Origin of the sequence: Enterobacter sp. 168J2 (assembly GCF_034107265.1) — a bacterium.
GTDB lineage: Bacteria > Pseudomonadota > Gammaproteobacteria > Enterobacterales > Enterobacteriaceae > Enterobacter > Enterobacter nematophilus.
Window position 1 is genome coordinate 124,991 of the sequence record NZ_JAWNEB010000006.1, and the last position, 26,005, is coordinate 150,995.

Consider the following 26,005-nt stretch of genomic DNA (forward strand, 5'->3'; position numbering starts at 1 on the left):
GTCGACCACGCTGAGTTCGCAAACGGACAATTCTGTAAAGGGGATAAGATGAGTCAGGTACTGATTACAGGCGCAACCGGGCTGGTGGGCGGGCATCTGCTGCGGCTGCTGATCCAGGATCGCCATATTAACTTCATCGCTGCACCGACGCGTCGCCCGCTGTTGGACATCTCCGGCGTCTTTAACCCGCACGATCCACAACTCACCGACGCGCTGGCGCAGGTGCAAGACCCGATAGATATCGCCTTTTGCTGTCTGGGCACGACGCGGCGTGAGGCGGGCAGTAAAGAAGCCTTTGTTCATGCGGACTACACGCTGGTGGTGGATACCGCCCTGACGGCGAAAAAGCTGGGGGCAAAACATTTCCTGGTGGTCAGCTCGCACGGCGCCAGCACCGGCTCACCGTTTTTTTACAATCAGGTGAAGGGCAAAATGGAAGAGGCGCTGATTGCCCAGAAGTGGGAGCGTCTGACAATCGTGCGGCCTTCCATGCTGATGGGGCACCGCGACGAACGGCGTTTTAACGAATCCTTCTTCGCCCCGCTGTTTCGCATCCTACCGGGTAACTGGAAGTCCATTGAGGCGCGGGACGTTGCGCAGGCGATGCTGAAAGAGGCGCTGGCACCGTCGCAGGAGGGCGTCAATATCATCCCTTCGGCAAAACTGCGTGAAATCGCGCAGGGCGAGGCGTAAACTTCTCCGGCTTATTAAATAACACTCTCCGGGGAATGGTATGACTGGTCAGTCTTCATCTCAGGCGGCAACACCTGTCCAATGGTGGAAGCCCGCACTCTTCTTTCTCGTGGTCATCATTGGCCTCTGGTATGTGAAATGGCAGCCGTACTACGGCAAAGCCTTCACCGCCGCCGAAACGCACAGCATCGGTAAATCTATTCTCGCTCAGGCTGATGCCAGCCCGCTGAAGGCAGCGTGGGATTACGCCATGGTCTACTTCCTGGCGGTGTGGAAAGCTGCCGTCTTAGGGGTGATCCTGGGATCGCTGATTCAGGTGCTTATTCCGCGAAACTGGCTGGTGAAAACACTCGGGCAGCCGCGCTTTCAGGGCACGCTGCTGGGGACGATTTTCTCTCTGCCGGGCATGATGTGCTCCTGCTGCGCCGCACCGGTTGCGGCGGGCATGCGCCGCCAGCGCGTATCCATGGGCGGCGCGCTGGCGTTCTGGATGGGGAACCCGCTGCTCAACCCGGCGACGCTGGTGTTTATGGGCTTTGTGCTCGGCTGGCATTTTGCCGCTATCCGTCTGGTTGCCGGGCTGCTGACGGTGCTGGTGGTGGCGACGCTGGTACAAAAACTGGTGAAGGATACTGCCGTCGAACCCGCAGCCGTTGAACTGGACGTCAGCGAACCGCAGGGCGGTTTCTTCACTCGCTGGGGTAAGGCGCTGTGGCAGCTTTTCTGGAGCACCATTCCGGTCTATATCCTGGCGGTACTGGTTCTGGGCGCGGCGCGCGTCTGGCTCTTCCCGCATGCGGATGGGGCGATCGACAACACGCTGATGTGGGTGATTGCGATGGCCGTTGCAGGCTGCCTGTTTGTGATCCCCACGGCGGCAGAAATTCCGATTGTCCAGACCATGATGCTGGCCGGTATGGGGACCGCACCGGCGCTGGCGCTGCTTATCACCTTGCCGGCAATCAGCCTGCCGTCGCTCATCATGCTGCGTAAGTCTTTCCCGGCGAAAGCGCTGTGGCTGACGGCGGGGCTGGTGGCGTTGAGCGGGGTGGTGGTGGGGAGTATTGCGTTGATGTAAAAAAAGCCCGGTGGCGCTCGCGCTTACCGGGCCTTCAGTCAGGTGTGGATTACTTAATGTAGGTAAACGCGGTGGTGACGTGCTTCACGCCGCTCACCCGGCTGGCGATATCCGCCGCCGCTTTCCCTTCACGGTCGGTCACCAGACCCAGCAGGAACACTTCACCGTTTTCGGTCGTTACCTTCACGTTGGAGGATTTCACCTGGTCTGAACCCAGCAGCTGGGAGCGGACTTTGGTGGTGATCCAGGTGTCAGACGACGCGGTGCCCAGGCTGATTGGCTGACCCTGACGGATTTCATTGAAGACTTCCGTGGTGCCCTCAACGCCCATCGCGATCTGCTTCGCGCGGCTGGAGAGCTCGGTATTCGGTGCCTGACCCGTCAGCAGGACTTTGCCCTGATAGGCCGTTACGTTGATACGCGCTTCTTTCTTGATTTGTTCGTCTTTCGACAGCGCGCTGTTGACCCGCAGCTCCAGCGTACCGTCATCCACCTGCGTTCCCACAGAGCGCGGATCGGTCGCCGCTTTGGTGCCTACTGCGGCGGTACCCACAACGGCCGCAGCGATACATCCCTGAAGCAGTAATGCAGACATAAGGACTGCGAGGGTCGATAAAGCCTTCATATAAACTCCTTAATCATCCTGGTGAGGGAAAAGCGTGTTATCGATCAAATCGCATAAGCAGTTTACCGTGAGCATATGCATCTCCTGAATACGTGCGCTACGGTGAGACGGAATGCGGATTTCCACATCCTGCGGCCCGAGCAGACCCGCCAGCTCACCGCCGTCGTAGCCGGTTAAGGCGACGATGGTCATGTCGCGGGTAACGGCGGCTTCAACGGCTTTGACGATGTCCCGGCTGTTGCCGCGCGTGGAAATGGCCAGCAGAACATCGCCGGCATGCCCCAGGGCGCGCACCTGCTTTGCGTAAATTTCGTCATGCAGACGATCGTTAGCAATCGCTGTTAAGACCACATTATCGGTATTAAGTGCAATGGCAGGTAAACTCGGGCGTTCGGTTTCAAAACGGTTAATCATGCTGGCAGCAAAATGCTGTGCGTTGGCGGCTGAGGTTCCGTTGCCACAACAGAGGATTTTGTTGCCGTTAAGCAGGGATTGCACCAGCGTCATTGCAGCGCGAGAGATCGCGTCCGGAAGGGCTTCCGCCGCGGCAATCTGAGTCTGGATGCTTTCTGTGAAGCACACTTTAATTCTTTCGAGCACGTTATCCCTTTTAAATCTTAATTATGCGTCTTCGCCAAAAGCGTTTTTAAGCCATTCGATCTCATTTCCGGTGAAGGCTATCACATCGAAACGGCAATCCACAGTATCAAAGCTCCCATTATGGCGGGCAAGCCACAAGTGGGCAGTCTGTAATAATTTATGTTGTTTGGCGAGCGTCACGCTGGCGGCAGCACCGCCAAAACGGGAAGACTGTCGAAAGCGGACTTCTACAAACACAATCACCTGACCGTCTTTCATGATCAGATCAATTTCGCCGCCGCGCCCGCGGACGTTGGCGGCGATAAAGCGCAGTCCTTTGCCTTCAAGCCAGCGACGCGCTTTTAACTCCCACGCATCGCCGGTCTCTTTACGGCTTAACTGGCCGGGACGATTTGCCCCTGCTGGTATTTGAGCCATGATAACTTCCTGTTAATCACACAGTCCTGAGTGGCGGTCAGATCGCCGGTGTTGCCGTTAAGCTCAAAGCCCGGCACCTGACGCATCTGGGTAAAGTGGTTCGCCAGCGCCCACGCATCGACACCCATCGCATACAGACGCGCCAGGGAGTAGTCGTTACGTACGGAGCTTAGCGCCTGCTGCATCAGCGCCGGGTTGCTGCCCGCCAGCATCGGGATTTCGCTGTACTGCAGGCCGTCCATTTCCAGACGGAAATCCGGGCCTGCGGTGCCCTGCGCGCTGCGGGAGCTGGCGTAGAGCGTTGCGCCGCTCTGGCTGCCGTTACGCATCGCAATCATCGGTTTAATAAAGGCGATCTCCTGCGGCGTGGCAACGATATAGGCCGCATCCACTTTACCACCGCCGCTTATCTGCGCGTCGGTAGGCGGGGCAGGGATGGTCAGGCCGCCAATGGTCACGCTCTGCTGCTGCGGCAGGCTGGCGGAAACCGGGCTGCCGCTGAGCGCGATACCCGCTCCACCGTTAACGCCCGCACGCAGTTCAGAAACGGAACCGAATTTCTGCTGCAGCACGATGCCGCCGCCCAGCTTCTGCCACTCGTCGGCAAAGGCATTAGCCACGCGATCGCCCAGCGTACTGCGCGGGATCAGCAGCAGCGGAGCCTGTTTACCCTGCTCGTGGATATGACGCGCCGCATCGCGGGCTTCATCTTCCGGAGAGAGTGCGAAGTAGCAAATATTGGCCCGGTTCTGAACCTGTTCCGGCTGGTTGAGCGCCAGCACGTTCAGCGTGGTGTTGCTCTTCATCAGCTCTTCCACGTTGTTCTTAAGCAGCGGGCCGACAACGATGCTCGCTCCGTCCTGCTGAACCTGCGCCAGCACCTGGTCAAGCGGCTTCGAACTGGTGTCGTAGATTTTCAGCTCAGCGCCAGGGTTCGCGCTGGTGGTCGCCACGGCCTGCGGCTGAGCGGCAGGCTGAGACGCTGGTTGTGCAGGCTGCTGTTGAGCCTGTTCTGCCGTTGCCTCTGGGGCAGGCATCGCTTGTGTCTCCGCCGGAGCCTGTGTTGCCGGTGCGGAAGTCGCTGGAGGGGTAGTCGGTGCGGTAACCGGGTTTTGCATTGTGCCCTGCGCCGGGGTTTGCGCCGTGGTCAGGTCACTGGTCTCGGCCGCGGAGGGGCTGACAACGTCGTTTACGTTGGCCGCCTGCGCGGCCTGCACCGGTACCGCACTGCCCGTTACAGGCGTGGTGCCGTTTTTCGCCGCTTCAAAGCCCTGTTGAATCGTACGGCCAAACACGGCCGCCTGGCCGTTTAGCGGCAGAAGCAGCGCAATTTTGCTGGTCGACGCAGGCTTAAAGTTCTGCACGTTTACCAGCTGGGTTGGCAGCATTTTCGCCCCCGGGTTCTGCGGGTAACGGGTCTGCCAGTCGGTAATACCAGCTTTCAGCATCTTTGGATCGCTGCGGTTGTTAAACCACATCTGCTGCAGATCGAGCCAGCCCTGAAGCACGTTTTCGTCCGCGTTAATGACCAGCGCCTTTGCCTGATCCTGGGTCATCGAGGCAAGCGCCTGCCAGGTGGCATCAATGTTTTTCTGTTTGTCGGCACCGGCGAGCAGCGGTTCCTGGGCAATCAAGGCGCGCAGCAGGGTCAGGGAAGGGCGTCCCTGTTCAGCGGTAATGCCCGCCTGCCAGAAGCGCGCCTGCTGGTTTTTATCCAGCGCGCTCAGGTCGATGCTCCCCAGGATCTTTTTCGCGCCATCATAATCTTTCTGCGCGACCTTCAGCTCGGCAGAGAGCAGGCTCTGCTCAAGATGCTGGGTATCGTTAAGCTCTTTCGGCAGTTGGCCGAACAGCTCGGCAGCCTGCTGGGTTTTGCCCTCTTTCAGCAGTGCACGAATGGCGAGTAATTGCCAGTTGATCCTGGTATCATTTGTACTCTGCGACATTTGTTGCAGATAAAAGCCAGAATCAGCCTGAGCGGAGCCCTGAAGATGGGCGGTGCTCTGGTCAGGTGCCTGGGTGCCACAGCCTGCAAAAATCAGGGCTGCGAGCAGCAGCGGCACGCTGCGCGTGGCTTTTTTTCGAAGAAACGTTAACGGTACCATACTGTATCCAGTGATTTTTTTACGCAATGCTCAATATTAAATCGGCAATACGGACGAAACAATGAAACAACACGAAACGGCAGATAATTCTCAAGGCCAGCTTTATATTGTACCTACTCCTATCGGGAATTTGTCTGATATTACCCAACGTGCGCTGACCGTATTGCAAGCTGTTGATTTAATTGCCGCTGAAGACACCCGACACACCGGTTTACTGCTGCAACATTTCGCGATTAACGCCCGTTTGTTTGCTCTGCACGATCACAATGAGCAACAAAAAGCCGAAACGCTGGTGGCGAAGCTCAAAGGGGGGCAGAACATCGCGCTGGTCTCTGACGCTGGGACGCCGCTGATTAACGATCCTGGCTACCATCTGGTGCGCACCTGTCGCGAAGCCGGTATTCGCGTTGTGCCGCTGCCGGGGCCGTGCGCCGCCATTGCTGCATTGAGCGCGGCGGGTCTGCCGTCCGATCGTTTCTGCTACGAAGGTTTCCTGCCCGCCAAATCCAAAGGCCGTCGCGATGTGTTAAAGGAACTGGAAGCCGAGCCGCGTACCCTGATCTTCTACGAATCCACTCACCGTCTGCTGGAAAGCCTGGAAGATATGGTCACCGTCTGGGGCGAATCCCGCTACGTGGTGCTGGCGCGCGAGCTGACCAAAACCTGGGAAACTATTCACGGCGCGCCGGTAGGAGAACTGCTGGCGTGGGTGAAGGAAGACGAAAACCGCCGCAAAGGCGAAATGGTACTGATTGTCGAAGGGCACAAGGCGGAAGAAGATGCCCTGCCTGCCGATGCGCTGCGCACGCTGGCGCTGCTGCAGGCCGAACTGCCGTTGAAGAAAGCGGCGGCGCTGGCGGCGGAAATACACGGCGTGAAGAAAAATGCGCTGTATAAGTATGCGCTGGAGCAGCAGGGGGAGTAACAGAGATGAGCCGCTATCAGCCTCCTTTCACCATCACTCCTCTTATCCTCAATCAGGTGGTTGAGATTGGTGAGCTATTGGGGCATTGGGCGGCACACTCAGGTAGAACTTCGCCACTTCTCCGTAAAGAGAACCGTATTCGAACCATTCAGGCCTCGCTAGCCATTGAACACAACTCGCTGACGACAGGGCAGGTGACGGCGATCATGGATGGCAAACGCGTGCTTGCACCCGAAAAAGATATTCAGGAAGTACGCAATGCTATCCTGACCTATGAGAAATTGCCCGAATGGAAGCCCTGGAAGCTTAATGACTTACTCAATGCACATCGATTATTGATGATCGGTCTGGTCGATCATCCCGGGAAGCTCAGAAATGGGGACGTAGGGGTATACCGTGGAAACCAGTTAGTCCACATGGCTCCGCCAGCCTCGCAGATGAACCGCCTTATCGACGATCTTCTTACCTGGCTTAAGCAAACCGATCTGCACCCGCTGATTGCCAGCTCGGTATTTCATTACGAGTTTGAGTTTATTCATCCCTTTTCGGATGGTAATGGCCGCATGGGGCGGCTGTGGCAAACCTTGATCTTAAGCCAGTGGCGTGCAGAGCTTGCATGGCTGCCCGTTGAGACACTCATTCACTTCCAGCAAGCGCGCTATTACCAGATTTTAGGGCAATGCGATCGGGCCAGTGATTGCACTGCATTCGTCGCGTTTATGCTGCAAAATTTGGCCGAAGCTTTGCGGGAAGGCATGGATGTGACATCCATCATGTCGGAAAAGATGTCGGAAGAATTGTCGGAAAAGGAAAACACTGTCCTTGAGCTTCTTACCGTTCAACCGCAAATGACTGCGGTGATGTTGGCCTCTGCAATGGGCGTGACTTCCCGCACCGCAGAACGTTATCTCCGTTCTTTACAAACAAAAGGTAAATTAAAACGCCTGGGGGCAAGGAAAGGGGGAAGCTGGCAGGTTATGGCTTAACCTGCCAACTAAACATTTTTTATTTCCCCGGCATCGCCTCAAACACCAGCGTTTCCAGCGGCTGTAGCGTAACCACCACCGCGTTTTTATACTCCCCCGGTACGGTTGAGTTATTGCCGTACACCGCTTTCAGACTAAACTGCGCCACGCCTCCCGTGGGGATTTCGAACTCTTTCGCTAAATCCAGATAGTAGCTTTGCGGCTTATCCGACGGGTTACGCAAGCCGAGTATGGCTTTCTCTTTACTCCACGAAGCCCAGCCGTAAACCTGCAGCGCCGTCGGGTCTCCGCCAATCCAGTGTGTATCCACCAGCACGCTGGCATTATCCCGCGACCATTTTGCGGCCTGCGCCAGCGTATCCCACTTCGCCTTGTTCAGCATTGAAGGGGTGATATACAGCTCCTGCAACTGGGTACCGGTGGCGAAGTAGCTCCAGACCTGATCGGCAAAATCGCTGTCCGTTTGCACCTTCTCCAGTCCGTAATAGGCGTTCTCCGCGCTGACGATGCCGTGATACATCAGCGAGTTCAGCGGGAACAACGGGCCTTTTCGCACGATGGAGCGGTACGTTTCGGCATCGCGGTAGGTCATCCACTGCTGCACCGGCGTGCCGGGGCCGAACAGGTTGATGTCATCACCCTGACGCCAGATGGAATCCGCGTAGAACAGCCAGGACGGACTGGCGTTGGTGCCGGTCGTCAGGTTGATAAACAGATTCGGGTTGGCGCTGCGCATGTTATGCAGCAGAGCGATGGAGGCGTCAAAATCCGAGGCGAACGGGCTGCCGGGGATATGCGCATTGGCATTACCCATCCCGTCCAGCTTGAACGAGGTAATGTGCTCGTTTTTGATAAGCTTAACGATCTGCTCATTGAAGTTCTTAAAGTAATTCGGCCCTGACAGCGCCAGCTTCCCGTCGACGGTTTCGAACCCATACTCTTTTGCATGCGAGACGCGAACGTCGCGCGGTTTGTTGTAGCCTCCCCACGGAGAGAGCCACAGCCCGACCGAGCTGTGCAGGCTGTCGGCTTTTTCCCGTACCTTGCCAAAACCGTTGCTGAAAGCCGGGCCAAACAGCCAGCGTCCGGTCAGGTCGTCCCAGCCATCGTCGAGCAGGAAGGCGTCCAGCGCCACGCCGCGCCCGGCGATAAATTCCTTATTCCATTCATCCATCCGCCCCAGCACGTCCTGTTCGGAATAGGGGGTAAAGAAGCCAATATCCATCCAGCTGTTGTAGTGCAGGTAAGGCTTATACGGACGCGGACGCACGGCATTAATAAACTGGTTTACGCTGCGGCGCAGCTGGCTGGTTTCCGGGAAGGTGCCGAAATACGTGGTATAGCTGACCGGCGTAGCGGGCTGAATTGGCGTTTTCAGCTCCACGTTAAGGTTGGTCGTCGCTTCATAGGCGTAGGTGTTAACGATGGGCTTGTCCGGGAGAATAAAGAACGAGTCCGCGACAATCGGCGAGCTGTTGATTGCCCCGTCAACGTAAGGTGCCTGCGTCTGCTTTTTCGTCGGGAAGAAGGTGATTTTCGCCACGTCACGCGGCTGGCCTACCGCCGCGAGGGTGTAATCGATGCTGGCGTAATTATCCTTCACCAGGTTGAGCTTCACCGTCACGTTAAAATCCGGATGGGTAAAGTCGATGATAATGGCGCCGTCCTGCTTTTCGACGTGCTTGATTTTGAAATCAGCGGTGTGGATTTTGGTTTCGTCAGGCAGCGTCAGAAAGAACAGTTCCTGCGGGGTGATGGGGTGGTTGGCCCTTTTATCAGTTACCACTACCGTTGAATTGGCGTCATCAAAGGACAGGGCAATCTTGTCATTAGTGAGCGTGTAGTTCGCAGCCATCGCGCTATGGGAAACGCACAGGGCAAGTATTGAGAGAGTGAGCACTTTTTTCATCAGGGTAAGATCCTTTTCGTTATGCTTCTGCCGGAAGACGCAGACGGTTCGCCGAGCCGCAAACGGCGATCTTGCTTCGGACCACCTCTTTCATTGCGTCCATCCCGACGCGCATGTAGAAGCGCGGATCGTTGCCCTGCGGGTTCTCGGCAAACCAGGCTTTGACCGCATCAGAGAAGGCGATTTTCAACTCGGTTGCGACGTTAACTTTGCACACGCCCAGTTCAATAGTGCGGCGCACATCATCATCCGGAACGTCGCTCGCACCGTGCAGCACCAGCGGAACCGCTACCACCTTGCGGATCTCAGCCAGCCGCTGGAAGTCAATTTTGGGGCGTTTGGTATAGAGGCCGTGCGCGGTGCCGACGGCGACGGCGAGGCTGTCCACGCCGGTCAGTTCAACGAAGCGTTTCGCCTCCTGTGGGTCGGTCAGGAATGCGCTTTCGGCGTCGACGCTCATGTCATCTTCCACGCCGCCCAGACGCCCCAGTTCCGCCTCAACGCTACAGTCGTTGAGGTGGCAAAAATCGACCACCGATTTCACCAGCTTCACGTTTTGTTCAAAGGGATAGTGGCTACCGTCGATCATTGCGCTGCGTACGCCGGCATGTACCTTGCGACGAATGTCATCCAGCGATTCGTGATGATCGAGATGCAGCGCCAGCGGCATGTCGTAGCTGAGAGAGTACGCGCTGCACAGGGCGTAGATCTCCTCCAGCGCAATATGTTTAAAAGTACCCGGTGTGCCTGCGAGGATCACCGGCGATCGCATTTCGCTGCACACTTCAAGGATCGCCTGGATCGTCTCGGCGTTATGGATGTTAAAGGCCGGAACGGCATAGCCCTTTGCCTGCGCGTCCTGAAGAAGATATTTGGTCGAAATAATACTCATAATGCGATCCTCTTAAGCCTGCCACGGATGAATAACCACGCCCTGTACCACGCGGTTGACCGTTCCGCTGGCGGATGGCGTGTCCGGCGTGTTGCCAACATGCAGAGACTGGGTCAGTGCAAAGACCTGGGCGTAGATCAGGAAGCAGAACGCTTGCTCCATATCGTTGAACGGACGGGAAGGCGGCAGCAGGATATGCGGCCCTGCTTCAATGGCCGGATCGTTTTCGGCGGCGATGGCGACCACGCGCATGGCCTGACGATCGCGGCGCAGTTCGGCCAGCAGGTCCAGATCGTACTGACGCGTATACGGATGGCTGGAGATAAACACCACCACCAGCGTTTCGTTATCCACCAGTGACTTAGGCCCGTGACGAAAGCCCGTTGGCGAATCGTAGAACGCCGCCAGCTTGCCCGCCGTTAGCTCCAGCACCTTCAGTGCAGACTCGCGCGCCGCGCCCTGCAGACCGCCGCTTCCCAGATACACAACGCGTTTCCACGGTTCGCTACCAAAGACGCCCTGGCTGAAATCCCCAAGCGACGTGAGGATCGCCTGGCAGCAATCGGCGACGTCCCGAAAGTTTTGGCTGCCGATCGTCTCTGGTGCGAATACGGCCAGACAGCTTGCCATCATGGTGGTAATGCTGCTGGTCATCACGAACCCGCGATCGTGCGTTTCGGCTGGCATCAGCAGGGCAAAGGCGTTATCGCTCTCTACGGCGTTCTGGTACAGGCTTCCCGCCTCGTTGCAGGTGATCGACAGGTGGTAGCACTCCGGCACGAACCGGTTCGCCAGCTCAACGGCGGCGACGCTCTCCGGGCTATTGCCGGAGCGGGCAAAAGAGACCAGCAGCAGCGGGTGTGCCGGGCTGAAGTAATCCATCGGGTTGGTGACCAGATCGGTTGTCGGTATAGCGGAGACGTTTTTCCCGGTGTGGCTCGCAAGCCAGGGGGCAATTATCTCGCCAATAAACGCGGAGGTGCCCGCGCCGGTGAGGACGATCCGCAGATCGCGCTTACGCAGCAGCGGCGTGAGGAAACCGTCAATCGAGGTGCGCAGATTATCGATGTTGTTGAGTGAGCGGATCCAGCTGGCTGGCTGCTGGCGGATCTCTTTTTCGGTCCAGGTGCCGGTTGTGGCGGCGGTGGTTTGTTGCATAACTCAGTCCTTAGTCGTGTGAATTCCACATCAGACGCTGGCATACGTGTCGCTATCTTTCGTTTCGTTTCACTTTTTCACATTAGCTGTTAAATAAAATCTATAGAAAAGAAATCGAAAGTTCAACAAAATAAAGGAAATAAAACGAAAAGTGTGATCGTGAAAGGAAAGGGTAAAGCTAAGGAAAGGAAAAGAAAGGCCTTACGATCTGATGCCGTAAGGCCGCCAGGACACACAATGTAAGATTACAAAGGTGAGCATTTGGAAAGTAGCCGGATCAAATCCCTTCCTCTGCGGGGGCTTCCTCGCGACAGCGACCAAGCTCATCCACCAGGCTGGTCAGGCCGCGGTGGCCGCACGCCAGCGCCTGCAGACGAAACGCTTCGCTGCTTAACCCGTCACGTTCCAGCACCATTTCCAGCAAAAGCTGCAGGTTGGTGCCGGTAATCACTTCGCTACCCGGTTTTTGCATCGCGAGCGTCGAGGCCACGCGAAACGGCGTGCCGCCGAGAAGATCGGTGAGAAAAATAATATCCTGCTCTGGATCCAGCTCACTCACCGCCTGCGCAAGCTGAGCGGTCAGCCTGGCAGTGGTGGAGGTTTCCGGAAAATCGATGGCGATAAACTGCGGCTGCTCGCCAAGGATCTGCCTCATCGCCTGTTCAAGCCCGCTGGCAAAGCCGCCGTGCCCCGTCAAAATAATGCCTAACATCGCAACCTCTTTGCTTTTACAGGAAGTGACAGAATTTACCGACAACGCCCAGCACCACGGTAATGCCAATCAGGCGCAGCGGGCTCCAGCCGCGGCGCACCAGCCAGAACATGAACAGGGTGTAAACGAGCGGTAAAAAGGCGGGCATCAGCTTGTCGATCACGTCGGTTTGCAGCTTAACGACCGCATCTCCGGCTTTTATTTCGAGCGTGGTGTTCAGGCGCACGTAGGTGGCTACCAGCGCGCCGATCACCGTCATCCCCACAATGGACGCAGCATGGCCGACCTTTTTGGTGTTGGCCTTTATCAGCGGAATGGCCGCAACGCCCATCCGGTAAGCGTAGTGCGCCAGACCAAAGCGCAGGCCAAGATGCACCACGTTAAACAGGACGATAAAGACCACGGCGCCCAGAATAGAACCCTGCAGCGCCAGGCTGGCACCAATACCGCCGCAGATGGGCAGCAGGGTCAGCCAGAACATGGCGTCGCCGATGCCGCCGAGCGGTGCGCCGACCGCAATTTTGGTGCTCTGAATGCTGTTTACATCCTGCTTGGAACGCTCCATTGCCAGGATAATGCCGATAACAAAGGTCACCAGAAACGGGTGAGTATTAAAGAACCCCATGTGGCCTTTCATGGCGCGGGCCAGGTCACGCTTATTGGTGTGGATCTTTTTCAGCGCGGGCAGTAGCCCGTACAGCCAGCCGGAGGCCTGCATACGCTCGTAGTTGAACGACGCCTGTAACAGCATGGAGCGCCACGCCACGCGGTTAATGTCTTTCTTCGTCAGCTCCGTGCCAATGGTCTGGTCTTCATAGACGTTTTCATTCACGCCGGTGAGCAGGGTCTCTTCATTTTCAGAGACGCCCGGCAGGGTAGTTTGGTTAGATGCCATCTTCGAATTCCTCTTTCTGGGCCGCGGGAGCCGCCGGTTCAGGTGGTTTACGCATCAGGTCGATCAGCGCCATCGCCAGCGCGGCCGCCGCAATCGCCAGCACCGGAAGCTTCAGCCAGGCGGCAGCGACAAAACCGATAATGAAATAAGGGATGTAGACGTTTTTCATCATGATCTTCAGCAGCACGGCGAAGCCGATGGCTGGCATGATGCCGCCCGCGACGCCAAGGCCGTCTATCAGACGTTCCGGCAGGACATCAATGGCGGTTTTCGCGTGTTCCGCACCAAAGTAAATCGGCAGGAAGGCACACAGGAAGTAGAAGATACCCAGCGCCAGCAGGGCGAGATAGTTAACCCGCTCAATGCCGTTAGTGTCCGCATTGGCCGCCATGCGATCGCAGCGGGACATCACGCCGGACATTACGGAGAAGAGGAACGTAATGCCCATCTGAACCGCCACGGCAAACGGTACGGCGACCCCAACGGCGACATCCGGCTTCACGCCCGTGGTGATGGCAAACGTGGTGCCGACGATAGTGCCGATAATGACGTTTGGCGGCTGCGCGCCCGCAAGCGGCGCCAGACCCATCCAGACCAGCTCTAACGTACCGCCGGTCAGGATCCCGGTATGCAGATCGCCCAGAATCAGGCCGACCAGTGGGCCAAGGACCACCGGGCGGTGCATGTGTGTTAAGCCGTTAAACATATCCAGGCCCGCGATAAAGGCAAGAAGCCCCAGTGCGAATGCCTGCAACAGACTGATTTCCATTGTGAATCCCTCAAAGCAGTTTAAAGAGATCCAAAGCGGTCTCTGTTGGAACGCCCTGAACAAAGCATTCCACCCCGGCCGCTTTCAGGCCGTTGAACGCAGCGATATCGTTCGCGTCGACAGAGACCGTTTTGGCAATTTGCTGTTTGCCACTGGCGTAGTGCATGTTTCCGACATTGATACGGGTGATGGGTACGCCGCCTTCAACCAGCTTCAGAAAATCGGCGGGTGATTTGCAGACCAGCAGAATTTTCTGGCGGTCAGCGGCGCGGTGAATGTTGTCGATCGTTTTTTGCAGCGACCAGAAACGCACGGCGATCCCTTCCGCGAGCACCATTTCCATCAGGTTTTGTTGAACCGGATCGTCAGCAACCTCGTCATTTGCCACCAGCACCAGGTTTGCCCCCGCAAACCCCACCCACTGCACGCCCACCTGTCCGTGGATCAGGCGTTCATCAATGCGGCATAAGACAATGTTTGGCATAGCGTTTTCCTCTTTTTAATTATGCGTGTGGAGTCGTTACGCCTTCGCAGGCGGCATGGTACTGCTGGAGTATGTCCTGAATGTGGTCAATGATGAGTTCCCGCGGCGTTGACTTGAGAGCGCCCTCGCGAACTTTGCTGTACTGCAGCGGCAGATACTGGCTGATAAGCGGCAGGGGAATGGGTTCGTCTGCCAGATTACGCACCAGCCGCTCGAAGGCGTCGTCAATCTGGCTGTCCGGCCAGTAATAGCGCACGCGGTCGGAGTAGCTGTAGCCGCGCGCCAGACGTCGCGCATTGCCGTCGCCGTGGTAGTGGCTTTGCCAGTATTCCGGGCGATCGAGCATCACATTTTCCAGAACGTGACGCAGGCCAGAGCTGGCTTTCGCCGGCAGCAGTTCTTCTTCAATGGCGGCCAGTGAGAACAGCGCTTCGCGCAGGGCAAAGGTCAGGGCAGGGCCGACTTTTAAAATAGCGAAGTGATCGTTCACCAGCTGGCGCAGCGCCTGCGGCGTCTGGTAATCGGTGGAGTGCGCTTCAAACACCAGCGTGTCGTAGTCTTCAACCATCTTACTCAGCGCGACGGCTTTTTTGGGCTGGTAGTCACAGACGTTCGCGTGGTCGAACTCTACGCCGGGCTGAACCACCAGGCCAATGATGCGCGGCCAGATGTGATTTAAGCCTTCCTTTTCGAACGCGTGACGGTGGGCTTCAAGCGTAGCGCGAGCCGCCTCAGGCGTCGTGACCTCTAGCTCGGTCAGCGTCTCGTGCGCGCCACCCGGGACCGGCACTTCCGTGCCGATAACGTAGACCAGATCGGATTCACCAAACTGCTCTCTACAGGTCGCTTCGGCAATTTTCGCCAGGCGTGCGGCACGTCCGGCGACGATGGCATCAGTCAAGGGGACCGGATCGTCCTCGCAGGACATGCTGCAGTCGAGATGGATCTTCTTGAACCCGGCAGCCACGTAGCTTTTGATCAGATCGTCGGCATTCGCCATCGCCTGCAGAGCAGGCAGATTTTGCCAGCGGTTAGGCCCTAAATGATCGCCGCCGAGGATCAGCTGCGAAGTCGGGAAACCAAGCGATTCCTCCAGCTTACAGACGAACCCGTGGAAATCGGCGGGGGTCATGCCGGTATAGCCGCCGAACTGATCCACCTGGTTTGAGGTGGCTTCAATCAGCAGCGGCGTTTGGCGCGAATGGGCGTAACGAATGGCAGCTTCAAGTACCAGTGGATGTGCGGAACAGACGGCATAAATCCCGTTTGCATTCCCCCGTTTATGTTGTTCCACCATTTCTGTCAGATGTTTCACTTTCCTCTCCATTTCGGATGGTAATGATCTTTATCTTTCGTTTTGTTTCATTTAATCCTGCATTATGGTGGTGTAAAAATAAAACGAAAGATAATGGTTTTCCGATCTGTTTCACAAAAGAAACATAATGAAAGGTTTCAGCTATAGGCAAGCTTGCGTATGTCCGCCAGACAGCACTTGCATTCGCTAAAAAGAAAGGCGTTAATAGGCAAAACGAAATGAAACGAAAGTTTATTGATTAAGGATCTCGTATGAGCAGCAGCGATTCATCCGCAGAGAAGCGCATCACCGGCACCAGTGAAAGGCGGGAGCAGATCATTCAGCGGTTGCGGGCGCAGGGAAGCGTGCAGGTTAACGATCTTTCACATCTGTACGGCGTATCGACGGTGACGATCCGTAACGATCTGGCGTTTCTGGAAAAGCAGGGGATTGCCGTTCGCGCCTACGGCGGGGCGCTGATCTGCGAAGGGAATGCGCCTGGCGTCGAACCTTCCGTTGAGGATAAAAGCTCGCTCAATACGGCGGTGAAGCGCAGCATCGCCCAGGCCGCCGCCGCGCTGGTGAAGCCGGGGCACCGCATTATTCTGGATTCCGGTACCACGACTTTTGAGATCGCCCGTATGCTGCGCCAGCACACGGACGTCATTGCTATGACCAACGGGATGAACGTGGCGAATGCGTTGCTGGAAGCAGAAGGGGTAGAGCTGCTGATGACCGGCGGGCACTTGCGGCGTCAGTCGCAGTCCTTCTACGGCGACCAGGCGGAACAGTCCTTACAGAATTATCACTTTGATCTGCTGTTCCTGGGCGTCGACGCCATCGATCTCGATCGCGGTGTGAGCACGCACAACGAGGATGAAGCCCGCCTGAACCGCAAAATGTGCGAGGTGGCAGAGCGTATTATCGTCGTGACCGACTCCAGCAAATTTAACCGCTCGAGCCTGCATAAAATCATTGATACGCAAAGGATTGATATGATTATCGTCGATGAAGGCATTCCTGCGGAAAGCCTGGACGGGCTGCGGAAAAGCGGGATTGATGTGGTGCTGGTTTAAAGGCTCGGTGCGGTTTTTACCCTCTCCCTATGGGGAGAGGGCAGGGTGAGGGGCCCTCACGTCACCGGTGCCGGGTTAAACACCGCCAGCTGATTGTGCAGCCCCCACTGGTCCGAGAACGTTTTCTTCCGACCGCTCGCCACGTCCAGAATAAAATGGAACAGCTTCCAGCCCACGTCTTCAATACTCTCTTCCCCGGTGGCAATGGTGCCCGCGTTGATATCCATTAAGTCGTACCAGCGGCTGGCCAGCTCGGTGCGGGTCGCCATCTTGATCACCGGGACCGCCATCAGGCCGTATGGCGTGCCGCGCCCGGTGGTAAAGACCTGTACCGTAATGCCGGAGGCCACCTGCTGGGTGCCGCAAACAAAGTCGCTGGCAGGCGTAGCCGCATAAATCAGGCCGCGCTTCGTCGGGCGCTGGCCCGGAGAGAGCACTTCCACAATCGCGCTCTGGCCGGATTTGGCAATCGAACCGAGGGCTTTTTCCACCACGTTCGCCAGGCCGCCTTTCTTGTTGCCCGGCGAAGGATTGGCGCTGCGGTCGGTTTTGCCCATATCGAGATAGTTATCGTACCAGGCCATCTCCTCAAGCAGGCGTTTGCCCACCTCTTCATTAACGGCGCGTGGCGTGAGCAGGTGGATAGCATCGCGCACTTCGGTGACTTCGGAGAACATCACCGTGGCGCCGCAGCGAACCAGCAGATCGGACGCATAGCCCACCGCCGGGTTAGCCGTCACGCCGGAAAATGCATCGCTGCCGCCGCACTGGGTGCCCACCACCAGTTCCGACGCCGGGCACGTTTCGCGCTGGCGGCGGTTGAGTTTATCCAGATGACGCTCTGCCACCTGCAGAATATCGTCGACCATTGACCGGAAACCAACGTGGCGTTCGTCCTGCAGGCGCACGATGCTGGCCCCGTCAGCCGGGATGGCTTTGACATCTTCGGTGCCCTGCAGCAGGCGCTCTGGCTGCAATTTTTCACAGCCGAGACCGATTACCATCACCTCGCCGCCAAAGTTCGGGTTAAGGGCGATATTGTGGATAGTACGGATCGGCACGACCGCCGCCGGGGCGTTGATCGCCACGCCGCAGCCGTACAGGTGGTTAAGACCCACCACGCCGTCGACGTTCGGATACTTCGGCAGCAGATCGCGCTCAATGATTTTCACCACGTAATCCACCACGCCCGCCACGCAGTGCACGCTGGTGGTAATGCCGAGCAGGTTTTTGGTGCCGACGCTGCCGTCCGCGTTGCGGTAGCCTTCAAAGTTATAGCCCTCCAGCGGCGGCAAAGATTCAGGGACGCGGGTCGCCAGCGGAAGCGTATTCAGCGGCGGTGCTTCTGGCAGCGCCACCAGAGACTCCTCAATCCAGCTACCCTGCGGGATAGCGCGTACCGCATAGCCTATGACTTCACCGTAACGGACGATTTCACCGTGGGCAGGAATATCGACCAGCGCGACTTTGTGCCCCTGCGGAATATGCTCAATCAGCTCCAGTCCGTCCGGGAAGCGGGTGCCTGCTTTTAAGCCATTGTCGTTGACAATAATCGCCACGTTATCCGTATCGTGAACTTTAATATAAAACGCCGTCGGCGATGCCTCTCTAATTGCAATATCGGCCATTATTCACTCTTCTCCGGCAAAGTTTCAGCTATGAAAAATAACTCGTTGGATAATCGTTTTCTTAACGCAGAAATAAAGCATGTCAGGAGAGGGAAAGTGAAAATGTGATCGCGATCGTTTCGGGCGGACTAATCCTTGATTCTGTGCATTAGCGCCCACTGCTTTGTGCATATGCTCAAAATAGCGTTGAGATGTAGCGCGATACTTGAGCATCAAAACAATGTGCTGCCGTGCAGAGCCGATTATACTGAATGACGATTTTATAACGCCAATATTCAGTCAGAGAAATAAATATAAAGAATCTGTTCTGGAAAAATAATACTGGCTAAAACTGCGGAATTAAAAAGGGTTAAGTGATGAATAACGATATCTTCCCGAATAAGTTTAAAGCTGCCCTCGCGGCGCACCAGATTCAGATTGGCTGTTGGTCCGCGCTGGCAAACCCTATTAGCACCGAAGTGTTAGGCCTGGCCGGGTTCGACTGGCTGGTGCTGGACGGCGAACATGCGCCGAACGATATCAGCACCTTTATTCCGCAGCTGATGGCGCTGAAAGGCAGCCCCAGCGCTCCGGTGGTGCGCGTGCCAACTAACGAGCCGGTGATTATCAAGCGTCTGCTGGATATTGGTTTTTACAATTTCCTGATCCCGTTTGTGGAAACGGAAGAACAGGCGGCGCTGGCCGTAGCCTCAACGCGCTATCCGCCGGAGGGGATCCGCGGCGTCTCGGTGTCACACCGCGCCAACATGTTTGGCAACGTGCCGGACTACTTCGCCCAGTCCAATAGCAATATCACCATTCTGGTTCAGATCGAGAGCCAGCAGGGCGTTGATAACGTCGATGCGATTGCAGCCACAAATGGCGTGGACGGTATCTTCGTTGGCCCAAGCGATCTGGCTGCCGCCTTTGGTCATCTGGGCAACGCCAGCCACCCTGACGTGCAGCGCGCTATCCAGCACATCTTTGCCCGCGCCAAAGCGCACGGCAAGCCGTGCGGCATTCTGGCGCCGGTTGAGGCCGATGCCCGTCGCTACCTGGAGTGGGGAGCCACGTTCGTTGCCGTCGGCAGCGACCTTGGCGTGTTCCGCTCGGCCACGCAGAAATTAGCGGACGCTTTTAAAAAATAACCATCATTGAGGAAACAGATTATGACGCTGAAAGTGGGTTTTATTGGTCTTGGGATCATGGGTAAACCAATGAGTAAGAACCTGATTAAAGCGGGTTACTCACTGGTGGTATCCGATCATAATTCGCAGTCTGTGGCTGAGGTGATGGCGGCGGGCGCGGAAACGGCCACCACCGCTAAAGCCATTGCTGAGCAGTGCGACGTCATCATCACCATGTTGCCCAATTCCCCGCACGTCAAAGAAGTCGCGCTTGGGGAGAACGGCATCATCGAAGGTGCGAAGCCGGGCCTGGTGCTGATTGATATGAGCTCTATCGCCCCGCTCGCGAGCCGTGAAATCAGCGAGGCGTTAAAAGCGAAGGGCGTAGAGATGCTGGATGCGCCCGTCAGCGGCGGCGAGCCGAAAGCCATCGACGGCACGCTGTCTGTGATGGTGGGCGGCGATAAGGCCGTGTTCGATAAATACTATGACCTGATGAAAGCGATGGCGGGCTCCGTAGTGCATACCGGAGACATTGGCGCGGGCAACGTCACCAAGCTCGCGAACCAGGTGATTGTGGCGCTGAACATTGCCGCCATGTCTGAAGCGCTGACCCTGGCAACCAAGGCGGGCGTCAATCCGGACCTGGTTTATCAGGCAATTCGCGGCGGCCTGGCGGGCAGTACGGTGCTGGATGCCAAAGCGCCGATGGTGATGGATCGTAATTTCAAACCCGGTTTCCGCATCGACCTGCATATCAAAGATCTGGCGAACGCGCTGGATACGTCTCACGGCGTGGGGGCACAGCTGCCGCTGACCGCTGCGGTCATGGAGATGATGCAGGCGCTGCGTGCGGATGGCCTGGGCACGGCCGATCACAGCGCGATTGCGTGCTACTACGAAAAACTGGCGAAGGTGGAAGTGGCGCGTTAATAGCATCTTGCCTGCGCCTGAGGGTGACAGCGGCGCGCAAACCCTCTATACTGCGCGCCGAAGCTGACCAGACAGTCGCCGCTTCGTCGTCGTCCCTTTCGGGGGAGACGGGCGGAGGGGAGGAAAGTCCGGGCTCCATAGGGCAGGGTGCCAGGTAACGCCTGGGGGGGAAACCCACGACCAGTGCAACAGAGAGCAAACCGCCGATGGCCCGCGCAAGCGGGATCAGGTAAGGGTGAAAGGGTGCGGTAAGAGCGCACCGCGCGGCTGGTAACAGTCCGTGGCACGGTAAACTCCACCCGGAGCAAGGCCAAATAGGGGTTCACATGGTACGGCCCGTACTGAACCCGGGTAGGCTGCTTGAGCCAGTGAGCGATTGCTGGCCTAGATGAATGACTGTCCACGACAGAACCCGGCTTATCGGTCAGCTTCAACTTCTTCCAGAACCCCGCTTCGGCGGGGTTTTTGCTTTTAGGGGGGGCGTAGCCAGGTAAGCGCATCGCCACCCGGCAACTCGCACAAACGACATCAATTCTCATATTTGCGACATTAAGCACATTTCACTGCATTACCCTTTCCATCGTCGATATGCATCCCGCAGACGATCGCCATCACAAAATTTCGCGCTAAAAAAGAGTGAATTTACAGTATTGTTAATTTGTTGCGAATGTTAACTGAACGATCGCAAATATTTTCTTATTTGATATAAACATATTGAAATTAAAAACATTCAGGCTGTGAATGTGTGACGTATTCCACTGTTTATAAAAAGCTGTCCCAAAATACTCTGCAAAATTTGATAATTTGAAAGAATGTTTCAAAGGAATAACGGTTATTTATTGGCCTTTAATTGCCTGAAAGATCGTCTTTATTGATTTATTTAACCCAGAAAAATTTATCAAGGTTATCGCCATAAAATAAATTTATTACTGCTGCTTTTATTGATCGATATCAGCGTAACGGTGTGCTTTTATTTACCTATCGCATTGATTGCACGATGTTTTTTAGGTTGATGTTGTTCCCGTGAAATGCGCGGGAAAGCAAATTGTGAGTAACAGCACATAACCTCTTAAACAATATTAGGTAGAATCCGCTGCGTCATAGGGAAATAAGCGCAGAATATTATGAACACTATTATTCTACCGAAAACACAGCACCTCGTGGTATTTCAGGAAGTCATTAAAAGTGGCTCCATAGGTTCTGCCGCAAGACAACTGGGCCTGACGCAACCCGCCGTCAGCAAAATCATCAGCGACATCGAATCTTACTTCGGCGTGGAAGTGATGGTGCGTAAAAACACCGGCGTCAAACTGACTGCTGCGGGGCAGGTGCTGCTTTCATACTCTGAGTCGATCACCCGCGAGATGAAAAACATGGTGAGCGAGATTAACAGCCTCAGTTTCAGCACCGTCATGGACGTCTCCTTTGGCTATCCGTCTCTGATTGGCTTCACCTTCCTGTCTGAGATGATCAAAAAATTCAGGGAAGTGTTCCCGAAAGCGCGCGTATCCATGTACGAAGCCCAGCTCTCCTCTTTCCTTCCGGCCATTCGCGACGGTCGGCTGGATTTCGCCATCGGTACGCTGAGCGACGAAATGCTGCTGCAGGATCTTCACGTCGAGCCGCTGTTTGAGTCAGAGTTTGTGCTGGTCGCCAGTAAATCACGAACGTGCACCGGCCCGACGACACTGGCATCGCTCACGCACGAGCAGTGGGTGATGCCGCAAACCGATATGGGCTACTACAAAGAACTCCTGACCACCCTGCAAGACAACCACATCAGCATTGAAAACATCGTCCAGACCGATTCCGTCGTCACCATTTATAACCTTGTCCTGAATGCCGATTATCTGACGGTGATTCCTCGCGACATGATTGCGCCGTTCGGCTCGGACCAGTTTATTGTGCTGCCCGTGGAAGACGAATTGCCCGTGGCGCGCTATGCCGCCGTGTGGTCGAAAAATTACAGAATTAAAAAATCGGCGTCTGTATTAGTTGAGCTGGCAAAACAATATTCTTCGATGAATATCGAAATACGACGATAGAAATAATCACGCTTTAAAACACCCGGGGCGCTGATTTTTAACGCTCTGATACCCTGACTTTGCCTGAAAAGAATGAATTATTATAACGAGGATATTATGCACATTACTTACGATCTCCCGGTTACCATTGAAGATATACAGGATGCCAGAAAGCGGCTGGCAGGAAAAATCTATAAAACCGGCATGCCGCGCTCAAATTATCTCAGCGAACGGTGTAAAGGTGAGATATTCCTCAAGTTTGAAAACATGCAGCGTACCGGCTCGTTTAAAATTCGCGGTGCGTTTAATAAATTAAGCTCGCTGACCGATGCTGAAAAGCGCAAAGGCGTCGTCGCCTGCTCCGCAGGAAACCACGCGCAGGGCGTGTCGCTCTCCTGTGCGATGCTCGGTATCGACGGCAAAGTGGTGATGCCGATGGGCGCGCCAAAATCCAAGGTGGCCGCGACGCGCGACTATTCCGCCGAAGTGGTGCTGCACGGCGAGAACTTTAACGACACCATCGCCAAAGTGAGCGAAATCGTTGAGTTGGAAGGGCGCATATTTATCCCGCCTTATGATGACCCGAAAGTGATCGCCGGGCAGGGCACCATCGGCCTGGAAATCCTCGAAGATTTATACGACGTGGATAACGTGATTGTCCCTATAGGCGGCGGCGGATTAATTGCCGGGATTGCAACGGCGATTAAATCCATCAACCCGACCATTAATATTATCGGCGTACAGTCTGAAAACGTTCACGGCATGGCGGCCTCTTATCAGGCCGGAGAAATAACTAACCATCGCGTTACCGGCACGTTAGCGGACGGCTGCGACGTGTCTCGTCCGGGCAAATTAACCTTCGAAATTGTTCGCGAATTAGTTGACGACATTGTACTGGTGAGCGAAGACGATATTCGCAACAGCATGATTGCCCTTATTCAGCGAAATAAAGTGGTGACGGAAGGCGCGGGCGCGCTGGCCTGCGCGGCGTTATTAAGCGGCAAGCTCGACCACTATATTCATGGCCGTAAAACCGTCTGCATTATTTCCGGCGGCAATATCGATCTCTCCCGTGTTTCCCAAATTACCGGCTTCGTTGACGCATAAAGGTGACCTATGAGCAACACAGAAAGCATTATCGTTGGCCAGACAAAAACGTCCTCCTGGCGTAAGTCTGACACTACATGGACGCTCGGCCTGTTTGGTACCGCCATTGGCGCAGGCGTGCTGTTCTTCCCCATTCGCGCAGGCTTTGGCGGACTGATCCCCATCCTGCTGATGCTGGTACTCGCCTTCCCGATTGCCTTTTATTGCCACCGCGCGCTGGCGCGCCTCTGTTTGTCCGGCAGCAACGTCTCCGGCAACATCACCGAAACGGTGGAAGAGCACTTCGGGAAAACCGGTGGGGTGGTGATTACGTTCCTCTACTTCTTCGCCATTTGCCCGCTGCTGTGGATTTACGGCGTCACCATTACGAACACCTTTATGACCTTCTGGGAAAACCAGCTCCAGATGCCTGCGCTGAATCGCGGCGTGGTGGCGCTGTTCCTGCTGCTGCTGATGGCCTTTGTTATCTGGTTCGGTAAGGACCTGATGGTAAAAGTGATGAGCTACCTGGTGTTCCCGTTCATTGCCAGCCTGGTGCTGATTTCCCTGTCGCTGATCCCGTACTGGAACTCGGCGGTAATCGAACAGGTCAACCTGAGCGATATCGCCTTCACCGGTCATGACGGCATTCTGGTTACGGTGTGGCTGGGGATCTCCATCATGGTCTTCTCCTTCAACTTCTCGCCTATCGTCTCCTCGTTTGTGGTTTCCAAGCGTGAAGAGTACGAGCCGGAGTTCGGGAAAGAGTTTACCGAGCAGAAATGTTCCAAAATCATCGGTCGCGCCAGCATGCTGATGGTGGCCGTGGTGATGTTCTTCGCCTTCAGCTGCCTGTTTACGCTCTCTCCGCAGAACATGGCGGACGCCAAGGCGCAGAACATTCCGGTACTCTCTTACCTGGCGAACCACTTTGCCTCGATGTCCGGCAGTAAATCGACGTTCGCGACGGTGCTCGAATACGGCGCCTCCATCATCGCGCTGGTGGCTATCTTCAAATCCTTCTTCGGCCACTACCTGGGCACGCTGGAAGGGCTGAACGGCCTGATCCTTAAGTTCGGCTACAAGGGCGATAAGAAGAAAGTCTCTGTTGGCAAGCTGAACACTATCAGCATGGTGTTCATCATGGGCTCCACCTGGGTTGTGGCCTACGCCAACCCGAACATTCTGGACCTTATTGAAGCCATGGGCGCGCCAATCATCGCCTCTCTGCTGTGCCTGCTGCCGATGTACGCCATCCGCAAGGCGTCTGCGCTGGCGAAATACAAAGGCCGCACCGAGAACATCTTCGTTACCGTGGTCGGCCTGCTGACCATTCTGAATATCGTTTACAAACTGTTCTAACCCAAAGCTCAGGAAGAGCGGAGTCATATGATGATTGAGTTTCCGGTTGTACTGGTTATTAACTGCGGATCGTCCTCTGTTAAGTTTTCGGTGCTGGACGCAGCAGGCTGCGATGCCCTGATGACGGGCATTGCGGACGGTATCAACACCGAAAAGGCCTTTATTTCCGTGAACGGGGGTGAGCCGGTCAGACTGGCTCACCAGGACTACGAAGGGGCGCTGGCCGCCATCGCCCTGGAGCTGGAGAAGCGTAACCTGATGAGCAGCGTGGCCCTGATTGGCCACCGCATTGCCCACGGTGGCGACCTTTTCAGCGAGTCGACCCCGATCACGGAAGAGGTGATTGAGCAGATCCGCCAGGTCTCCCCGCTGGCGCCGCTGCATAACTACGCCAACCTGAGCGGCGTGGAAGCGGCAGAGCGTCTCTTCCCGGGCGTGCAGCAGGTGGCGGTGTTTGATACCAGCTTCCACCAGACGCTGCCGCCGCAGGCCTATCTGTACGGTCTGCCGTACCGCTATTTTGAAGAGCTGGGCGTGCGCCGCTACGGCTTCCACGGCACCTCTCACCGCTACGTGGCCGGGCAGGCGCACGCGCTTCTCGGGCTGTCCCCCGATGACAGCGGCCTGGTGATTGCCCACCTCGGCAACGGGGCGTCCATCTGCGCGGTGCGCAACGGCGAGAGCGTTGACACCTCGATGGGGATGACGCCGCTGGAAGGGCTGGTGATGGGCACGCGCTGCGGCGACGTGGATTTTGGCGCGATGGCGTGGATTGCCCAGCAGACCGGCCAGTCGTTTGAAGATCTGGAGCGCGTGGTGAATAAAGAGTCCGGGCTGCTGGGGATCTCCGGCATTTCTTCAGACCTGCGGACATTAGAGAAAGCCTGGCACGAAGGTAATGAGCGGGCACAGCTGGCAATACACACCTTTGTTCACCGCATTGCGCGGCATATTGCCGGTCACGCCGCGTCGCTGCACCGTCTGGATGGGGTGGTCTTTACCGGCGGCATTGGCGAAAACTCGACGCTTGTCCGCGCGCTGGTGGCCGAACATCTGAAAGTGTTCGGCATCATCCTCGACGACGCCAAAAACGCCCTGCCGGGCAGCGCGGGTGAGCGCGTCATCTCCACCGAGTCGTCCCGCGTGGCCTGCGCGGTTGTCCCTACCAACGAAGAAAAAATGATCGCGCTGGACGCCCTCCGTCTTGGAAAGGTCACTCCGGCTGCGGCTTACGCCTGATAAAGCGAG

General features: G+C 56.3%; 24 protein-coding genes and 1 other RNA gene. 12 read left to right on the top strand and 13 right to left on the bottom strand.

What is annotated here, in order from left to right; all coding sequences use genetic code 11:
• Window positions 1-48 precede the first annotated feature (48 nt).
• Window positions 49-693, top strand: coding sequence for an NAD(P)H-binding protein (locus USG84_RS16465; RefSeq protein WP_151412472.1), 645 nt, complete (start codon window positions 49-51; stop codon window positions 691-693).
• 40 nt (window positions 694-733) lie between these two features.
• Entirely contained in the window at window positions 734-1,771 is a 1,038-nt protein-coding gene (locus USG84_RS16470; protein WP_151412473.1) for a permease, read from the top strand.
• Window positions 1,772-1,820: 49 nt separating this feature from the next.
• Here USG84_RS16470 and dolP read toward each other — a convergent pair whose 3' ends face one another.
• The 4 genes from dolP to USG84_RS16490 are packed head-to-tail and all read right to left on the bottom strand — an operon-like array spanning window position 1,821 to window position 5,518.
• The gene (dolP, locus tag USG84_RS16475; protein WP_028014534.1) at window positions 1,821-2,396 is read right to left on the bottom strand and encodes a division/outer membrane stress-associated lipid-binding lipoprotein; all 576 of its coding nucleotides are present in this window, start codon (window positions 2,394-2,396) and stop codon (window positions 1,821-1,823) included.
• Window positions 2,397-2,405: 9 nt separating this feature from the next.
• Window positions 2,406-2,996 carry a DnaA initiator-associating protein DiaA gene (diaA, locus tag USG84_RS16480; protein WP_003861754.1) on the bottom strand — a complete coding sequence of 197 codons (591 nt, stop codon included), beginning with the start codon at window positions 2,994-2,996 and terminating at the stop codon, window positions 2,406-2,408.
• Between the two features lie 21 nt (window positions 2,997-3,017).
• Entirely contained in the window at window positions 3,018-3,413 is a 396-nt protein-coding gene (locus USG84_RS16485) for a YraN family protein (protein WP_028014533.1), read from the bottom strand.
• Window positions 3,371-5,518, bottom strand: coding sequence for a penicillin-binding protein activator (locus tag USG84_RS16490; protein WP_253543342.1), 2,148 nt, complete (start codon window positions 5,516-5,518; stop codon window positions 3,371-3,373). Before USG84_RS16490 ends, USG84_RS16485 begins: the two co-directional genes overlap by 43 nt.
• A gap of 61 nt (window positions 5,519-5,579) precedes the next feature.
• Between USG84_RS16490 and rsmI the strand changes: the two genes are divergently transcribed.
• Both rsmI and USG84_RS16500 read left to right on the top strand, forming a co-directional pair.
• Window positions 5,580-6,443: a 16S rRNA (cytidine(1402)-2'-O)-methyltransferase gene (gene rsmI, locus USG84_RS16495; RefSeq protein WP_151412474.1), complete on the top strand. Its 864-nt coding sequence runs from the start codon at window positions 5,580-5,582 to the stop codon at window positions 6,441-6,443.
• Between the two features lie 5 nt (window positions 6,444-6,448).
• Window positions 6,449-7,429 (top strand): Fic family protein, encoded by a 981-nt coding sequence (locus USG84_RS16500; protein WP_151412475.1) that lies wholly within the window; start codon window positions 6,449-6,451, stop codon window positions 7,427-7,429.
• A gap of 19 nt (window positions 7,430-7,448) precedes the next feature.
• On the opposite strand, the gene USG84_RS16505 is transcribed toward USG84_RS16500, so the two are convergent.
• The 8 genes from USG84_RS16505 to kbaZ all read right to left on the bottom strand — a co-directional run bounded on the left by USG84_RS16505 (window position 7,449) and on the right by kbaZ (window position 15,575).
• A complete protein-coding gene (locus tag USG84_RS16505; RefSeq protein WP_253543341.1) occupies window positions 7,449-9,338 on the bottom strand; it encodes an enterotoxin in 1,890 nt (629 codons plus the stop codon).
• A gap of 19 nt (window positions 9,339-9,357) precedes the next feature.
• Window positions 9,358-10,230, bottom strand: a complete 873-nt coding sequence (kbaY, locus tag USG84_RS16510) for a tagatose-bisphosphate aldolase subunit KbaY (protein WP_253543340.1) — start codon at window positions 10,228-10,230, stop codon at window positions 9,358-9,360.
• A 12-nt stretch (window positions 10,231-10,242) separates the two neighbouring features.
• Window positions 10,243-11,388 (bottom strand): SIS domain-containing protein, encoded by a 1,146-nt coding sequence (locus USG84_RS16515; protein ID WP_320738377.1) that lies wholly within the window; start codon window positions 11,386-11,388, stop codon window positions 10,243-10,245.
• 277 nt (window positions 11,389-11,665) lie between these two features.
• Window positions 11,666-12,100 carry a PTS galactosamine/N-acetylgalactosamine transporter subunit IIA gene (gene agaF, locus USG84_RS16520; protein WP_061096973.1) on the bottom strand — a complete coding sequence of 145 codons (435 nt, stop codon included), beginning with the start codon at window positions 12,098-12,100 and terminating at the stop codon, window positions 11,666-11,668.
• Window positions 12,101-12,116: 16 nt separating this feature from the next.
• Window positions 12,117-12,995 carry a PTS N-acetylgalactosamine transporter subunit IID gene (agaE, locus tag USG84_RS16525; RefSeq protein ID WP_253543339.1) on the bottom strand — a complete coding sequence of 293 codons (879 nt, stop codon included), beginning with the start codon at window positions 12,993-12,995 and terminating at the stop codon, window positions 12,117-12,119.
• Window positions 12,985-13,764, bottom strand: coding sequence for a PTS N-acetylgalactosamine transporter subunit IIC (agaW, locus tag USG84_RS16530; RefSeq protein ID WP_061096975.1), 780 nt, complete (start codon window positions 13,762-13,764; stop codon window positions 12,985-12,987). The genes agaE and agaW overlap by 11 nt, the downstream gene beginning before the upstream one ends.
• A 10-nt stretch (window positions 13,765-13,774) precedes the next feature.
• A complete protein-coding gene (gene agaV, locus USG84_RS16535; protein ID WP_061096976.1) occupies window positions 13,775-14,248 on the bottom strand; it encodes a PTS N-acetylgalactosamine transporter subunit IIB in 474 nt (157 codons plus the stop codon).
• A 19-nt stretch (window positions 14,249-14,267) separates the two neighbouring features.
• Entirely contained in the window at window positions 14,268-15,575 is a 1,308-nt protein-coding gene (gene kbaZ / locus USG84_RS16540; protein WP_253543338.1) for a tagatose-bisphosphate aldolase subunit KbaZ, read from the bottom strand.
• Window positions 15,576-15,814: 239 nt separating this feature from the next.
• Between kbaZ and USG84_RS16545 the strand changes: the two genes are divergently transcribed.
• Window positions 15,815-16,618 carry a DeoR family transcriptional regulator gene (locus USG84_RS16545; RefSeq protein ID WP_061096978.1) on the top strand — a complete coding sequence of 268 codons (804 nt, stop codon included), beginning with the start codon at window positions 15,815-15,817 and terminating at the stop codon, window positions 16,616-16,618.
• 56 nt (window positions 16,619-16,674) lie between these two features.
• Here the strand turns inward: USG84_RS16545 and garD are convergent, their stop codons facing one another.
• Window positions 16,675-18,246, bottom strand: coding sequence for a galactarate dehydratase (gene garD / locus USG84_RS16550; protein ID WP_253543337.1), 1,572 nt, complete (start codon window positions 18,244-18,246; stop codon window positions 16,675-16,677).
• A 356-nt stretch (window positions 18,247-18,602) separates the two neighbouring features.
• Here garD and garL point away from each other — a divergent pair, with 356 nt between their 5' ends.
• The 7 genes from garL (at window position 18,603) to tdcD (ending at window position 25,996) form a co-directional block, all read left to right on the top strand.
• Window positions 18,603-19,373, top strand: coding sequence for a 2-dehydro-3-deoxyglucarate aldolase (gene garL, locus USG84_RS16555; protein ID WP_151414004.1), 771 nt, complete (start codon window positions 18,603-18,605; stop codon window positions 19,371-19,373).
• Between the two features lie 21 nt (window positions 19,374-19,394).
• Entirely contained in the window at window positions 19,395-20,285 is an 891-nt protein-coding gene (gene garR, locus USG84_RS16560; RefSeq protein WP_151414005.1) for a 2-hydroxy-3-oxopropionate reductase, read from the top strand.
• Window positions 20,286-20,344: 59 nt separating this feature from the next.
• Window positions 20,345-20,721: RNase P RNA component class A (gene rnpB / locus USG84_RS16565), an RNA gene on the top strand.
• 688 nt (window positions 20,722-21,409) lie between these two features.
• On the top strand, window positions 21,410-22,330 hold the full coding sequence (gene tdcA, locus USG84_RS16570; RefSeq protein WP_151414006.1) for a transcriptional regulator TdcA: 921 nt from the start codon (window positions 21,410-21,412) through the stop codon (window positions 22,328-22,330).
• A 96-nt stretch (window positions 22,331-22,426) separates the two neighbouring features.
• Window positions 22,427-23,416 (top strand): bifunctional threonine ammonia-lyase/L-serine ammonia-lyase TdcB, encoded by a 990-nt coding sequence (gene tdcB / locus USG84_RS16575; RefSeq protein WP_253543336.1) that lies wholly within the window; start codon window positions 22,427-22,429, stop codon window positions 23,414-23,416.
• Between the two features lie 9 nt (window positions 23,417-23,425).
• Window positions 23,426-24,757, top strand: coding sequence for a threonine/serine transporter TdcC (tdcC, locus tag USG84_RS16580; protein ID WP_253543335.1), 1,332 nt, complete (start codon window positions 23,426-23,428; stop codon window positions 24,755-24,757).
• A 30-nt stretch (window positions 24,758-24,787) separates the two neighbouring features.
• Window positions 24,788-25,996, top strand: a complete 1,209-nt coding sequence (gene tdcD, locus USG84_RS16585) for a propionate kinase (RefSeq protein ID WP_253543514.1) — start codon at window positions 24,788-24,790, stop codon at window positions 25,994-25,996.
• Window positions 25,997-26,005: the final 9 nt, after the last annotated feature.